This window comes from Mycobacterium sp. UM_Kg1, assembly GCF_000972925.1.
Taxonomy (GTDB): Bacteria; Actinomycetota; Actinomycetes; order Mycobacteriales; family Mycobacteriaceae; genus Mycobacterium; species Mycobacterium hiberniae.
This window is the reverse complement of sequence record NZ_JRMK01000040.1, coordinates 1-13441: the sequence shown is the minus strand read 5'-3', so window position 1 is coordinate 13441 and position 13441 is coordinate 1. Positions and strand designations below refer to the sequence as shown.

At 68.0% G+C, this 13441-nt stretch carries 15 protein-coding genes and 1 pseudogene; 9 read left to right on the top strand and 7 right to left on the bottom strand.

All coding sequences use genetic code 11. The features are described from left to right. The first annotated feature begins 268 nt into the window (after positions 1 to 268). The 8 genes from LI92_RS08690 to mnhG all read left to right on the top strand — a co-directional run bounded on the left by LI92_RS08690 (position 269) and on the right by mnhG (position 8245). Positions 269 to 1288, top strand: coding sequence for a HAMP domain-containing sensor histidine kinase (locus LI92_RS08690; protein ID WP_046318141.1), 1020 nt, complete (start codon positions 269 to 271; stop codon positions 1286 to 1288). Next, positions 1288 to 1953 carry a response regulator gene (locus LI92_RS08685; protein ID WP_046318105.1) on the top strand — a complete coding sequence of 222 codons (666 nt, stop codon included), beginning with the start codon at positions 1288 to 1290 and terminating at the stop codon, positions 1951 to 1953. Before LI92_RS08690 ends, LI92_RS08685 begins: the two co-directional genes overlap by 1 nt. A gap of 210 nt (positions 1954 to 2163) precedes the next feature. After that, entirely contained in the window at positions 2164 to 5058 is a 2895-nt protein-coding gene (locus tag LI92_RS08680; RefSeq protein ID WP_046318103.1) for a Na+/H+ antiporter subunit A, read from the top strand. Next, positions 5055 to 5504, top strand: coding sequence for a Na(+)/H(+) antiporter subunit C (locus tag LI92_RS08675; RefSeq protein ID WP_046318101.1), 450 nt, complete (start codon positions 5055 to 5057; stop codon positions 5502 to 5504). Before LI92_RS08680 ends, LI92_RS08675 begins: the two co-directional genes overlap by 4 nt. Positions 5505 to 5521: 17 nt before the next feature. Continuing rightward, entirely contained in the window at positions 5522 to 7099 is a 1578-nt protein-coding gene (locus LI92_RS08670; RefSeq protein ID WP_046318098.1) for a Na+/H+ antiporter subunit D, read from the top strand. Further along, entirely contained in the window at positions 7096 to 7623 is a 528-nt protein-coding gene (locus LI92_RS08665) for a Na+/H+ antiporter subunit E (RefSeq protein WP_046318096.1), read from the top strand. The genes LI92_RS08670 and LI92_RS08665 overlap by 4 nt, the downstream gene beginning before the upstream one ends. Continuing rightward, positions 7620 to 7901 carry a monovalent cation/H+ antiporter complex subunit F gene (locus LI92_RS08660; RefSeq protein ID WP_046318094.1) on the top strand — a complete coding sequence of 94 codons (282 nt, stop codon included), beginning with the start codon at positions 7620 to 7622 and terminating at the stop codon, positions 7899 to 7901. Before LI92_RS08665 ends, LI92_RS08660 begins: the two co-directional genes overlap by 4 nt. Continuing rightward, entirely contained in the window at positions 7898 to 8245 is a 348-nt protein-coding gene (gene mnhG / locus LI92_RS08655; protein ID WP_046318091.1) for a monovalent cation/H(+) antiporter subunit G, read from the top strand. Before LI92_RS08660 ends, mnhG begins: the two co-directional genes overlap by 4 nt. Here the strand turns inward: mnhG and LI92_RS08650 are convergent. The 6 genes from LI92_RS08650 to LI92_RS08625 all read right to left on the bottom strand — a co-directional run bounded on the left by LI92_RS08650 (position 8242) and on the right by LI92_RS08625 (position 12415). Then, positions 8242 to 8847 (bottom strand): class I SAM-dependent methyltransferase, encoded by a 606-nt coding sequence (locus tag LI92_RS08650; protein ID WP_046318089.1) that lies wholly within the window; start codon positions 8845 to 8847, stop codon positions 8242 to 8244. The genes mnhG and LI92_RS08650 overlap by 4 nt on opposite strands. A gap of 22 nt (positions 8848 to 8869) precedes the next feature. After that, positions 8870 to 9376: an LpqN/LpqT family lipoprotein gene (locus LI92_RS08645; RefSeq protein ID WP_052740741.1), complete on the bottom strand. Its 507-nt coding sequence runs from the start codon at positions 9374 to 9376 to the stop codon at positions 8870 to 8872. Positions 9377 to 9385: 9 nt separating this feature from the next. Then, positions 9386 to 9709, bottom strand: coding sequence for a hypothetical protein (locus LI92_RS08640; protein WP_046318087.1), 324 nt, complete (start codon positions 9707 to 9709; stop codon positions 9386 to 9388). Further along, positions 9688 to 11085 carry a putative alpha/beta hydrolase gene (locus LI92_RS23715; RefSeq protein WP_052740740.1) on the bottom strand — a complete coding sequence of 466 codons (1398 nt, stop codon included), beginning with the start codon at positions 11083 to 11085 and terminating at the stop codon, positions 9688 to 9690. Before LI92_RS23715 ends, LI92_RS08640 begins: the two co-directional genes overlap by 22 nt. Then, positions 11082 to 11393 carry a DUF2563 family protein gene (locus LI92_RS08630; protein WP_046318086.1) on the bottom strand — a complete coding sequence of 104 codons (312 nt, stop codon included), beginning with the start codon at positions 11391 to 11393 and terminating at the stop codon, positions 11082 to 11084. The genes LI92_RS23715 and LI92_RS08630 overlap by 4 nt, the downstream gene beginning before the upstream one ends. Positions 11394 to 11500: 107 nt before the next feature. After that, positions 11501 to 12415 carry an oxygenase MpaB family protein gene (locus tag LI92_RS08625; protein ID WP_046318084.1) on the bottom strand — a complete coding sequence of 305 codons (915 nt, stop codon included), beginning with the start codon at positions 12413 to 12415 and terminating at the stop codon, positions 11501 to 11503. Between the two features lie 69 nt (positions 12416 to 12484). Between LI92_RS08625 and LI92_RS08620 the strand changes: the two genes are divergently transcribed. Further along, positions 12485 to 13120: a TetR/AcrR family transcriptional regulator gene (locus LI92_RS08620; protein WP_046318135.1), complete on the top strand. Its 636-nt coding sequence runs from the start codon at positions 12485 to 12487 to the stop codon at positions 13118 to 13120. Between the two features lie 18 nt (positions 13121 to 13138). On the opposite strand, the pseudogene LI92_RS08615 reads toward LI92_RS08620, so the two are convergent. Then, a pseudogene (locus tag LI92_RS08615) lies at positions 13139 to 13423 on the bottom strand (serine hydrolase domain-containing protein); the annotation flags it as partial. Between the last annotated feature and the right edge of the window lie 18 nt (positions 13424 to 13441).

Here is a 13441-nt window from a genome sequence, read left to right as displayed (position 1 = left end):
CGCGCTCGGGTACAGCGGTCCATGGCAGTCGAATCCCTCCGGTCGCGGGTCGTTGGCGGTGTGACGATCGATCTAACCCGCCGGGCGCTTCGCCAGTACGCTCGACACTCCGGGGTGGCAAACGTCTCGGCAATGCGGCCAAGACCGGCGCACTGGGCTTACCTCCATTGTCCGTTCGAGCCGATGCCTCGCCATGGTGTTTGACTCCCATTCGGGGTCTGCGGCAACCCGTATGGACAACGTGGGCCGGGCAGAACAGGGTGGTGGTATGGGCCGTTGGACGGGGCTCGTCGACCGGTTCGGGCGACGAGCGAGTGCGCCGCCCGCGCGGGGGCTGTTTCGCCGGGTCGTTGCGATCAACGGTCTGGTCTTCACGTTCGGCACCCTGGTACTGGCGATGTCGCCGGCAACGGTGTCGGGGCCCGTGCAACTGACCGAGATCCCCGTCCTGGTGGTCGGGCTGGCCGTCGTGGTCGGGGCCAACGCGCTGCTCCTGCGATCCAGCCTGGCCCCGCTGGATCGGCTGGCCGCGTCGATGCGGCGGGTCGACCTGCTGCGGCGCACCGACCGGGTCGACGACCCTGGGGCCGGCGATCTGCATGACCTGATGGCATCGTTCAACGCGATGCTGGACCGGCTGGAGACCGAACGCGCTGCCTCGAGTGCCTTGGTGCTGGCCGCGCAGGAGAACGAGCGCCAACGGATCGCCAGGGAGCTGCACGATGAGATCGGTCAAACGTTGACGGTGGCTCTGCTCACCCTCAAGCGCGCCGTCGACGCCGCGCCCAGCGGGATACGCGGCGACCTCGCCGAGGCGCAGGAGACGGTGCGCGACTGCCTGGACGAGGTCCGCGGCATTGCCCGCCGGCTCCGCCCGGACGCGCTGGAAGACCTCGGCCTGCTCAGCTCTCTGCAGGCGTTGTTCAACCAATTCAGCCAGGCGACCGGGATCGATGTGGTCAAAGACATCGCCCCGCAACCGCAACGACTGGACCCCAACGTCGAGTTGGTGTGCTACCGCATCGTGCAGGAGAGCCTGACCAACGTCGCCCGGCATGCCGGCGCTCACAAGGTCTGGGTGGACCTGCATGTCGACCCCGCCGGGCAGCTGACCCTGCGGGTCCGCGACGACGGCGCCGGCGGTGTGAGCGCCGAAGGAGCCGGCATCACCGGGATGCGCGAGCGTGCCCTGCTGGTGCACGGCACCCTGACCATGAGTTCCCCGCCCGGCCAGGGCACCGAGATCCAGCTGGTGGCGCCCGCCGCGCCGGGGGCGGCGCCCTCGTGATGCCGACCCAGCCGGCCCAGCCGGCGCGCATCCTGCTCGCCGATGACCACGCCCTGGTCCGCAGCGGGCTGCGGATGATTCTGGACGCCGAACCGGATCTGTCCGTCGTCGCCGAAGCCGCCGATGGCGCCGAGGCGCTGTCAGCACTCCAGGAAACACCTGTCGACCTGGCCATTCTGGACATCGCCATGCCGCGGATGACCGGATTGCAGGCCGCCCGGGAGATCAACCGCAACTATCCCCACGTGCGGATGCTGATGCTGTCGATGCACGACAACGAGCAATATTTCTTCGAGGCGCTCAAGGCCGGCGCATCGGGCTACGTGCTGAAGTCGGTCGCCGACCGCGACCTGCTCGAGGCCTGCCGGGCGACCATACGCGGCGAGCCGTTTCTCTACGCCGGGGCGGTGACCGCGCTGATCCGGGATTATCTGCACCGAGCGCGCCATGGCAGCACCTTGCCGGAGACGATTCTGACGCCGCGTGAGGAGGAAGTGCTCAAGCTCATCGCCGAGGGTCTCTCGGCGCGTGAAATCGCCAAGACCCTCGGTATCAGCGCCAAGACCGTCGACCGCCACCGGACCAATACGCTGCAGAAACTGGGCCTGCGTGATCGCCTGGCGCTCACCCGATATGCCATCAGGACCGGGCTGATCGAACCGTAACCACCGCCGACCGAACGCCCGATGAGGGTCCGGCCCCCCGCCGAATGGGGGCCGCGTTCCATGGCGCGGGATCGCGGCGCCTCACAGACTGGATTGAAGAGTGTGGCGAGAGACTACGGAGCCGTCCCGAAACGTGTCCGGGTTATCCTCTAGCCGTTACCTGGATGTAACTGAACGCATCGACTTAAACGAAACGGCCCGTGGAGCGTGATGCTGACGATATTGCTTGCCCATATTGTTGGCACGGCTGCGGCACCGCAGTTGGTGCGCCGATGGGGACGAGCGGCTTTCTATCCGCTCGGCGCGATTCCGCTGGTCTCGCTGGGCTGGGTGGTGGACAACTGGCCGAGCGGTCCGGCCACCGACCACCGCGCCACCGTGTCCTGGGTGCCCGGCCTGTCGATGGACATCGAGCTGCGTTTCGACTCCCTGAGCGCGATCATGTGCGTGCTGGCGTTGGGGATCGGCGCGCTCATCCTGTTCTACTGTGCCGCGTACTTCCGGCCGGTCGGATCGCACACCGACGATCCGCGACTGCCGAGCTTCGCCGCGAAGATGGTCGGCTTTGCCGGAGCGATGTTCGGGCTGATGGTCGCCGACAACGCGCTGGTGCTCTACGTGTTCTGGGAAATGACCACGGTGTTGTCATTTCTGCTCGTCGGTCACTACGCCGAACGCGCCGTCAACCGCCGCGCCGCCACCCAGGCACTGCTGGTGACCACGGCGGGCGGGCTGGCGATGCTGGTCGGAATCATCTGCCTGGGCAACGCCGCGGGCACCTATCTGCTCTCGGAGCTGGTGGCTCACCCGCCGACCGGAACCCCGGTGACCGCGGGTGTGCTGCTGATCCTGGTCGGTGCGCTCAGTAAATCCGCGATTGTGCCGCTGCACTTCTGGCTGCCCGGCGCCATGGCGGCACCCACACCGGTCAGTGCCTATCTGCACGCCGCGGCCATGGTCAAGGCCGGGATCTACCTGGTGGCACGGTTGGCCCCCGGGTACGCCGAATCGCCGGGCTGGCGGCCGACGCTGGTGATCCTCGGGCTGGCCACCGCTTTGCTGGCCGGATGGCGGGCAATCCGCGAATACGACCTGAAGTTGCTGCTGGCCTACAGCACCGTCAGCCAGCTGGGTCTGATGATCGTGCTGGTCGGGGTCGGCACCGGCGACTTCATGCTGGCTGGGCTGACCGCCATGTGTGCCCATGCGGCGGCCAAGGCGACGCTGTTCATGGTGGTCGGGATCATCGACCATTCCACCGGCACCCGCGACCTGCGCGAACTGGCCGGGTTGGGGCGCCGCTGCCCGGGACTGTTCCTGATCGCCGCCGCGGCCGCCGCGAGCATGGCCGGAGTGCCGCCGTTCGTGGGCTTCGTCGCCAAGGAGACGATTTTCGGCGCCGAGGCACAGTCGCCGGTCCTGGGCTCGGCCGGCCCGTACGTGTTGGCGGCCGGAGTTGTCGCCTCGATGTTCACCGTGATCTACAGCGTGCGGTTCGTGTGGGGCGGATTCGCCGGCAAAGGCCAGCTCGCTCCGAGTGCCGCGGTGGCCGGCCTGCACCGGCCGGGTGTGGCCTTCCAGTTCCCGCCGGCGGTGCTTGCCGCCGCCAGCCTGGCCATGGGGCTGTGTGCCCTGACTCTCGACACGGTGCTGAGCAGTTACGCCGACACCATGCCGGGCGGAACGGGCTACCACTTGGCGCTGTGGCACGGCGTGGGACTTCCGGTGGCGCTCTCGGCGCTGGTGCTGGTGGCGGGAACCAGTGTGTTCGCCGCCCGAGATGTGCTGGGACTGTCTCGGCTGCGCCGCCTGCCGGTGGGCAAAGCCGACCGGATCTACGACGAATTTCTGCGGCTCCTCGACGTGGCGGCCGTGCGGCTGACCGGTGTCACCCAGCGCGGCTCCCTGCCGCTGAACCAGGGCGTGATCTTCACGACGCTGGTGGTGCTGCCCTTGACTGCGCTGATGATGGGTGCGCGCGACCACGTCGATGTGCGTCTCTGGGACACGCCCCTGCAACTGATGGTCGCGGTACTGGTGGTCGCCGGTGGCATCGGTGCGGCGATGACGCGCAACCGGCTGTCCACGGTTCTGATGGTCGGGGTGACCGGATACGGCTGCGCCGCGGCTTTCGCCTTCCACGGCGCGCCGGACCTGGCGTTGACTCAGCTGCTGGTCGAGACCGTCACGTTGGTGATCTTCGTGCTCGTGCTGCGTACCCTGCCCGCGGAGGCGGAACGGCCGACCATGGCGCTGAACCGGTTGCCGCGGATCGTGGTGGCCGTCGCGTCCGGCTTCGCTGTTGCCGTGTTGGGCGCGTTCGCGATGGCGGCACGGACCGCCGACGGCGTTGCCGAGGTGCTGCCCGAGGCTGCCTACGTCCGGGGCCATGGGGCCAACACCGTCAACGTCCTGCTGGTCGACGTGCGGGCCTGGGACACCCTCGGGGAGATCTCGGTGCTGCTGGTCGCCGCGACCGGGGTCGCCTCCATGGTGTTCCGCAACCGCCGGTTCGGCCGTGCCCCACGGGTCACCGACGCCGGAGCGGCGCAGCTGTCGCCGGGCGTGGCCACCCCCTACAGTCCGGCGATCGGCTCGACCACGTGGCTGCGGGGCAGCGCGTATCACGACCCGAACCAGCGTTCGCTGGTGCTGGAGGTGGCAACCCGGATGATCTTCCCCCTGATCATGGTGGTCTCGGTGTACTTCCTGTTCGCCGGACACAACTACCCGGGCGGCGGCTTCGCCGGCGGGCTGGCCGCCGGACTGGGGTTGGCGCTGCGCTACCTCGCCGGGGGGCGATACGAGCTCGGGGAGACCCTGCCGGTGGATTCCAGCAAGATCCTGGGAGTGGGTCTGGCCCTGGTCGGGGGCACCGCGCTGGGTTCGCTGTTCCTGGGGGCCCCGGTGCTGTCCTCGGCGGTGCTGACCTTCACCCTTCCGGTACTGGGCGAGGTCAACATGGTCACGTCGCTGTTCTTCGACCTGGGCGTGTACCTGGTGGTGGTCGGCATGGTGCTCGACGTGCTGCGCAGCTTGGGGGTCCGGCTGGATCAGGAGCTGGAGTCCCAACGTTCGACTCGACCGATGGCGGGGGTGTCATGACCGCGCATCTGGTTCCGCTGTTGATGGCTGCGGGGTTGACCGCATGCGGTGTCTACATGCTGCTGGAGCGCAGCCTGACCCGCATGCTGTTGGGCCTGATGATGATCGGTAATGCCATCAACCTGTTGATCATCGATGTGGCTGGTACCGACGGTAACCCGCCGATAAATTGGGCCAGCTCCGGTAAAGAGGCCGACGCCGATCCGCTGGCGCAGGCCATGGTGTTGACCTCCATCGTGATCACCATGGGCGTGGGCGCGTTCGTGCTTGCGCTGACCTACCGGTCCTACAACCTGACGACCACCGACGACGTCGGCGACGACGAAGAGGCGACGCGGGTTTCGCAACTCTCGGACGAAGAAGTGATCGCCGCCGAACCCGATCAGGGCGTTCCGGTTTCGGCCGGTGACCTCGACGCTGTGCCGGAAAGTGAGGAAGTCCGGTGAGTCTCGCCGCTGTCTTGATGCCGATGCCGGTGTTGCTGCCCACGCTGGGCGCCGCGGCGACCCTGATCGTCGGCCGGCGCCCGCGGTTGCAGCGGCCGATCACCATCGCCGTGTTATGTGCGGTGGCCGCGGTCAGCGGGGTATTGCTGTACCTGACCGACCGCAACGGGACGCTGGTGCTGCACGTCGGCGGCTGGGGGCCCACCGAGCACGAGCTGGGGCCACTGGGCATCAGCCTGGTGGTCGACCGGTTGTCTGCGCTGATGCTGGTGGTCTCGGCGATCGTGCTGCTGGCGGTCATGGTCTACGCGATCGGGCAGGGGGTGCGCGACGGCGATGATCGCCAGCCGGTGTCGATCTTCCTGCCCACTTACCTGACCCTGGCCACCGGTGTGTCCCTGGCGTTCTTGGCCGGCGACCTGTTCAACCTGTTCGTCGGCTTCGAAATGCTGCTGTCGGCGAGCTTCGTGCTGCTGACCATCGGTGCCAGCGCCGAACGGATCCGGGCCGGCATCGGTTATGTCATGGTCTCGATGGCCTCGTCGATGGTGTTCCTGTTCGGTATCGCGCTGGTCTACGGGGCCACCGGCACGCTGAACCTCGCCGAGCTGGCGACCCGCACCGGCGCACTGCCCGGCGGCACCCGAAGCGCGGTGTTCGCGGTGTTGCTGGTGGCGTTCGGGATCAAGGCGGCGGTTTTCCCGCTGTCGGCCTGGCTTCCGGACTCCTACCCCACGGCGCCGGCACCGATCACCGCGGTGTTCGCCGGGATTCTGACCAAAGTCGGCGTCTACGCGATCATCCGGGCGCATTCGCTGCTGTTCCCCGACGGCGGGCTGGACTCGGTGCTGCTGGTCGCGGCCCTGTTGACCATGCTGGTCGGCATATTCGGTGCCATCGCGCAGAGCGACATCAAGCGAGTGCTGTCCTTCACGCTGGTCAGCCACATCGGTTTCATGGTGTTCGGCATCGCGTTGTCCAGCGAGATGGGGATGGCCGGTGCCATCTTCTACGTGATGCACCACATCATCGTGATGACCACGCTGTTCCTGGCGGCGGGACTGATCGAACGTCAGGGCGGCGCGTCGTCCCTGCACCGGTTGGGCGGGCTGATCGCCAACCCGTTGCTGGCTTTCGTGTTCCTGGTCCCCGCCTTCAACCTCGGTGGTATTCCGCCCTTTTCGGGTTTCATCGGCAAAACGGCGGTGTTGCAGGCCGGCGTCGGGGACGGATCGGTGCTGGCCTGGTGCCTGGTGGCCGGAGCGGCGGTGACCAGTCTGCTGACGCTGTATGTGCTGGCGCGGGTGTGGACCAAGGCGTTCTGGCGCCGCCGCGTCGACGCACCCGAGGGTGCGCTGGCGCTGGCCGCACCACCGGTGCTGCTCGACGATGTCGACGACGTGGCCTACGACGACCGCGACGACGTGGGACGAATGCCGACGTGGATGGTGGTGCCGACGCTGGCGCTGATCGCCCTGGGTCTGTCGCTGAGCGTGCTGGCCGGACCCATCTTCGCCTACACCCAGCGGGCCGCAGCCGAGGTTCTCGACCGGGGCGAGTACATCTCCACCGTGCTGTCGGTGGGTGCGCCATGAGAGCCGTCGCGCTCCGGTTGTTCTCGGTGTCCGCCTTGGCCACGGTGTGGGTGCTGCTATGGGGTCGGGTGACCATCCCCAACATCGTCATGGGGGTCGTGGTGGCGGTGGCCATCATGGTGTTGCTGCCGGTGCCGCCCGTCCCGGTGCGGGGCCGAGTGCACCCCGTGCCGTTGGTGCAGTTGTTGGGGCTTTTCTGCTGGTATCTGGTGACTTCCAGTGCTCAGCTGATGTGGCTGGCGGTCAAACCCGGTCCGCCGCCGAAGATGGGCGTGCTGCGGGTGCAGTTGAACATCAAGTCCGACCTGGTTCTGGTGCTGGCCTCGGCGATCACCACGCTGCTGCCCGGCTCGGTGGTGCTGGAGATCGATCAGGTGCGCCGCATCCTGTATTGCCATGTGATCGATGTCGGTTCCTCGCAGGCGGTCGAGCGTTTCCATCACCAGGCCGCGCAGGTGGAGCGACTGTTGATCGCCGCCTTCGAGCGCGATGACGAGTGGCTGCCCGCGGAGGAAGGCGCATGACCGTGATCTGGGGCACCGCGGGTGTGTTGTTGGGCATCGCGGCGGTCATCACCATGTACCGGCTGTTGGCCGGGCCGAGCACCCTGGACCGGCTGGTGGCGCTGGACACGCTGGCGGCGATGACCATGTGTGGCATCGGTATCTGGGCCGCGGTGAGCCGGGACACCACCGTGACCTACAGCCTGGCGGCTCTGGCGCTCGTCGGCTTTATCGGATCGGTGAGTGTGGCCCGTTTCCGGGTGCCCGACGACGGACCTGACGTACGGAGGCAACCGTGATTGCACTTGACGTGCTCGCCGGTGTGCTGGTGCTCGCCGGCTCGGTGCTGGCGCTGACGGCGGCGGTCGGAGTGGTGCGATTCCCCGACACCCTGGCCCGCATGCACTCGGCCACCAAGCCGCAGGTGCTGGGTCTGTTACTGGTGCTGCTTGGCGCGTTGATCCGGCTGCGGGGCAGCCACGATGCCGGGATGGTGACCGTGAGCATCCTGTTCACCCTGATCACCGCGCCGGTGGTCGCGCACCGAGTGGGCCGGCTGGCCTACCAGGAACAGGACATGGACAAGCTGCTGATCATCGACGAGCTCGGCGAGCTCAACGACGAAGATCAGCTTCTGCTCTAGGCCGGGCGCAACACCGCCACCAGGAAGTCGGCGTCATCGGTGAAGGGCCGCAGGTCCCAGGTGGCCAGCAACAGATCGGTTTGGAAGCCGGCGGTCGCGGCGTCGCGCAGGAACTGATCGAAGCCGTAGTCGCGCTCGGCGCCGAATCCGATCACGGTCCGGCCGTCGGCGGCGCAGTGCGCCCGCAGCCGGCGCAGAACCTCCACTCGCGTACTCGGCGCGACGAATGCCATGACGTTGCCCGCGGCCACGATGATGTCGAACGGCTCGTGGATTCCGCGGGCGGGCAGATCGAGTTCGGCGAGGTCGCCCACCAGATAGCGCGGGCCGGGGTAGTCCTGTTCGGCAGCCTCGATCAGTTGCGGGTCGACGTCGACGCCGACCACCTGGTGGCCGGCTCGGGCCAGGACGCCGGCGACCCGGCCCGGCCCGCAGCCGGCGTCGAGGATACGGGCGCCGCGTGTGGCCATGGCGTCGATGAAGCGCGCTTCGCCGGCCAGATCCTTACCGGCCCGGGCCATCGTGCGGAAACGTTCGATATACCACTGGGAATGTCCGGGGTCGGCGGCGACTTTCTGCATCCAGAGGCTCTGCTCGACCATGGGTGCATTCTCGCAGGGAATGTCACCTGGTGGGCAGGTGGACTTCCAGCGAATCCAGCAGGGCCTGCCAGGCGGCGATGTAGTGCGGGTTGTCGGGCTCCGTGGTCTGAATGGTCAAGGTGATGGTCCAGATCCGGTCCTCGGTGTTCTGCACGGCGATGATCAGACTGGTCGCGGGCCGGCCCTGCAGGTTGTAGGTGATGGTTCGGCTGGGAAAGCCCGACACCGCTCCGGGCATGTCGGTGTCGAGCTCGCCGACGACGGCGGTCACCGCGGCACGTTCCTTGGCCAGGGCCTGCGAGGGCAGTCCCACCTGGCCGGTGAGTTCTTCCAGCGTCACCACCGCGTTGGGGGTGAAGCCGTGCCGTCGCAGCTGCCGGTTGTACAGCACGCCGCGCACCGCAGTCGAGTCATCGCCCGCCACGAACTCCCAGCCCGGGGGCCGGGGGAGGGTGACCGTCGGTTCGTCGGCATCGCGACTGTTCAGCCGGATCGGGCCCGTGCCGGGTGGCAGATCCGAAGTGTCCACGGCTGGTCCCTACCTCCCGGGTTGCCACAGCTTGCGGAGGTAGGCGCCGCCGAAGCCGAGGTAGGAAAAGATCGCTCCGCCGGCCACCGCGCCGAGCAGGTCCGTCGTCGCGGGGTTGGGCACCGAGCCGTATATCGCAACGGCGAACAACGCGGCACACGTCAGCGGTCCGATGAGCCAATAGAGCCACTTCGACGCAGTGCTCTTGCGGGGATCCACGGGGACGGCGAACAGCAGCATCACCACCAGGGCGACGCCGATGATGCCGTTTGTGTTGGTGATGGTGATCGATCTCCTTATGTCTGCGGTGGTCAGCCGAACAGGCCGTGCCACACATCCGAAATGCCTTCGCCGACGCTCTTGCCGAACTCGCTGCCGACGAAACCGCCGACCACCGCCCCCGTGCCGGCGCCGAGGACAGCACCGATGGCGGTGGCCGGTCCCGGGCCGAAGAAGGTGCCGACCACGGCGCCGATCTCAGCCCCGGTCTGCGCACCCAGGCCGGCGCCCACCAGGCCGCCGGCGATATCGCCCGCGGTTTTGGGAACGACATCGACCAGGGCGGTGCTCAAAGGCACGCCGTTGTTCACGTCGTGCTGGATTTCCATGACCCCGTTCACGCCGGTGAACACATTGCCCGCGATGCCCAGGCGATTGCCGAATTTCTCGGCGCTGTCCATGGCCTGCGACACCGGTACCCCGCCGGGAACGGCGGGCGTCGGGGTTCCGCCCGGAGCGAAGGCCGGCAGGTCCGGCCGGACCCAGGGCGCCTTGGCCTGGCTGCCCGCCGCAGAAAGGCCGTCGCCGACGTTGCCCCATTTCCCGTCTATCTCCGTGGGTCTGCTCGGGGCGGGCGGCGGCCCCAGCGGACGGGTCATCACCGGCGTGCCGGGCGCCAGCCGGGGCGCTTCGGCCCCCGAGCCGCCGTCGGCCCCCTGCCCTGCGGCAACCTCCGGCGTCCAGGGAGTGCCGCCGGCGCCGCCGTCAGCGCCCGCCGGGGCCGTGTCGGCCGCTGGCACCGGCTGGTCCCCGGCGGCGCGGCCGTTGGCCGACGTGCCGTCCCGCTGTCCCTCAGCGGTGCCGGCTACCGGTTCATCCTCAGCGCCGTATCTGCGCACGGCCTCGCCGGCGTCGTAGCCGTCGGTGCCCCGCAGTGCGGCCAGCGACTTGCTCAGGTGCTGCGAATAGCCGCTGCGAATGGTGGTGGCGTTGTGCAGGGCGGTCTCGGTGTCGGCCAGCCCCAGCTGACGCGCCTGCGCGATATCGGCATCGTGGCTCTGGCTCTGGTTCAGACAGCTGCCGATGCGAGCGTCGAGGACCAGCAGGTTGGCGTTGAGCGCGGTGATGTTGGCCTGCGAGGCGGCGCGGGCTTGGGCCAGGGCCGCGGCGATGTCCGCCAGGTCGGCGGCGATCCGGCCGAGCTGCTCATTGGTGGCGTGCAGTTGGTCTTTGACCCGGGCCACCTGCGCGGCGTTGTTGATCGGTTGCTCGCCGTTTTCCCGGTTGTACTGCGCGAAGTGCTCACCGGCGGTGCGGAAGGCCCCCTCGGCGGCGGTCGCAGAACCGGCTGCGGAGTGAAAGGCCTGGGCCAGGAAGTTGATCTGGGCGGGGCTGCCGGCCTGCAGGCTCTCGTCGATCGACCACGGGTCGCCGCCGGCCTGTGCGACGAGGTCGTCGACGGACAGGTATTGCAGGGGTGGGCGGCTCACTGCGGTGGGCCGGCGACGTCTCGCAATTGGGCGGCGTTGTGGTTGTCCATCCGGGTGAAACAGTCGGCGGCGGTGCGGACCTTCTCGGCGATGCCAGTGAGGTCCCGGTGATGAGTGTGCAAGGCGTCCCGGTGCCGGTCTTTCGCGCTGCCCAGGGCGGTGTGGAAACCGTGGGCGTCGTCGAAGTCGCCGAACATCGAGGCACTCACGCCGGCCACGTCGAGGCGTTGGGCGCCGGCGTGAGCGTGGCAGCCTGCGTCGTCGGACACGCCGGCTCCGGTACGTAACACCTCGGGATTGACGTGCATGGCCGGTCCCCCTTCCGTCGGCATGTGTCGAGGTCAGAGCCTACCGACGGACCCGCAGCCGTCAATTCACCCGGCGCGCGGGGATGTCTCCGGAACTACCCCCGGGGTCACACCAGCGGACGCCCGGCGCGGATGCGCCGGTCAAGGTCCCACAGGATCAGGTTGAACGGGAACCCGCGCAGGAACTGCGGCAGCACACTGTTGACCACGCGCAGCCCGCCCATCAACCGGTCGAACCGACGTTGCTTGTCGGCATCCCACGGCAACTGCATCTCGTCGCGGAAGCGCTGCGGAAGGAAGCCGGTGGTGATCAGCAGGGCGATCCGTTCGTTGACCCGCTGGAGGGGACCCGGCAGGGTCAGGCCCCGCATTCGAGCCGCGGCGATCGGGGTCAGGTATTCCCGGATGGTGTCGTCGATGTGCAACTTGTCCAGTTGCTCCTGCCAGTACCGGTCGAAGGCGGCGCGGTCGGCGGGCCACATGTCTTCGGGCACCTGGAGCATGGTGGCCATGGCCTTGCCCTCGTTGTGGTAATGCCGGTCGGCGTGTTCGTCGTCCATCTCACCGAGGAAGATGCGGTGGATGTCGACGTTGCCCTTGTACAGGCACGCACCCACCCACAGCTGCAGATCGCGGTCGAACGCGTTGTATTTGACCGGGCTGTTTTCGGTGGAACGGACCTGGCGGTGGGCGCTGTTCACCGCCTCGCGGAACGCGGCTTTCTGGGCCTCGGTGCCCTGAGTGGAGACCACCAGATAGGTGAAGGTGGTGCGGGCCCGCTTGATGGGGTGCCGGTCTACCCGGCCGCTCTCCACCGGGCTTTCCATCACGCCGTACCCCACGGCGGGGTTGGCGAGTTGCATGATGACGTTGGCCGGGCCGGCCAGCAACGCCACGCCCATCATCATGTTGTCTTTGCAGGAGATCTTCGGCAGCAGCGAACGCCGGCGCGGACTGGCGTAGGTGCTCAGCGAATCGTTCACCGAACGTTCCACCAGCGGAATCGGTTCGCTGATTGTCATCCCTGCACCTCGCTAATTGTGAGAACGAATGTTTCCTGATATTGCCCAAGCTGGGTGCCCGGTGTCAAGATGGTGAGCGTGGTTGCCGCCGTGCCCGAGCGTCCCTACCGGGGAGTACAGGCTGCGGACCGGCTGGCCGAGCGCCGGGAACGCCTGCTCAAAGCCGGGCTCGACCTGTTGGGGGCCAGCGAGTCGACCGAGCTGACCGTGCGCGGAATCTGCCATCGTGCCGGGGTGGCGTCGCGGTACTTCTACGAGAGCTTCGCCGACAAGGACGAGTTCGTGGCCGCCGTCTTCGACTGGGGCGTCGGCGACCTGGCCGCCAGCACCCAGGCCGCGGTGGCAGCGGTGCCCCCGGCCGAGCAGACCCGCGCGGGCATCGCCCATCTGGTGGCGGTCATCGCCGGCGATGCCCGCATCGGCAGGATCCTGTTCAGCACCAAGCTGACCAACGCGCTGTTGGTGCGCAAGCGCGCCGAGTCCAGCGCGCTGTTCGCCATGTTGTCCGGACGCCATGTCCAAAGCGTCCTGGGCGTGCCGGGCAACGACCGGATCAAGGCGGCCGCGCATTTCATGGTGGGCGGGGTGGGCCAGACAATCAGCGCGTGGCTGGCCGGTGATGTGCTGCTGGCGCCTGACCAGCTGGTGGACCAGCTGGTCGCGCTGCTGGACCGACTCGACGATCCGGCCCTGTTCCGCGGCTAGATGTGGCCGGGCGAACCGTCAGGCCCCGAGTTCGCGCGCTATCGCGGCGAAGGCCCGCAGGGTGTCGGACAGCATGCTTGAGTCTGCCGCGTAGGACTGGCTGGACAACTTGGCGCCGACCATCTCCGCAGCGCGGTCGATGTAGATCATCTGGCCGCACATGCCTTGGCACAGCACCACGTTGCTGCCGGGGCCGGGAAACCACACCTGATTGCGGTACATCCCGCCGGGCATTCCGGTGTCATCCGGGCTGGCCGCGAACGCCCGGCGCGAGTCTGGGCCACCGGCGAGCGTGTCGGCGACTGTCTCTTATACACATCT

Bases quoted from the DNA above. Each gene is read 5' to 3' on its own strand.
- LI92_RS08665 (WP_046318096.1), top strand. From the start codon at position 7,096: ATGAGAGCCGTCGCGCTCCGGTTGTTCTCGGTGTCCGCCTTGGCCACG.
- LI92_RS08660 (WP_046318094.1), top strand. From the start codon at position 7,620: ATGACCGTGATCTGGGGCACCGCGGGTGTGTTGTTGGGCATCGCGGCG.
- LI92_RS08690 (WP_046318141.1), top strand. From the start codon at position 269: ATGGGCCGTTGGACGGGGCTCGTCGACCGGTTCGGGCGACGAGCGAGT.
- LI92_RS08630 (WP_046318086.1), bottom strand. From the start codon at position 11,393: ATGCACGTCAATCCCGAGGTGTTACGTACCGGAGCCGGCGTGTCCGAC.
- LI92_RS08650 (WP_046318089.1), bottom strand. From the start codon at position 8,847: ATGGTCGAGCAGAGCCTCTGGATGCAGAAAGTCGCCGCCGACCCCGGA.
- LI92_RS08620 (WP_046318135.1), top strand. From the start codon at position 12,485: ATGGTGAGCGTGGTTGCCGCCGTGCCCGAGCGTCCCTACCGGGGAGTA.
- LI92_RS08625 (WP_046318084.1), bottom strand. From the start codon at position 12,415: ATGACAATCAGCGAACCGATTCCGCTGGTGGAACGTTCGGTGAACGAT.
- LI92_RS08685 (WP_046318105.1), top strand. From the start codon at position 1,288: ATGCCGACCCAGCCGGCCCAGCCGGCGCGCATCCTGCTCGCCGATGAC.
- LI92_RS08670 (WP_046318098.1), top strand. From the start codon at position 5,522: ATGCCGATGCCGGTGTTGCTGCCCACGCTGGGCGCCGCGGCGACCCTG.
- LI92_RS08680 (WP_046318103.1), top strand. From the start codon at position 2,164: ATGCTGACGATATTGCTTGCCCATATTGTTGGCACGGCTGCGGCACCG.
- LI92_RS08675 (WP_046318101.1), top strand. From the start codon at position 5,055: ATGACCGCGCATCTGGTTCCGCTGTTGATGGCTGCGGGGTTGACCGCA.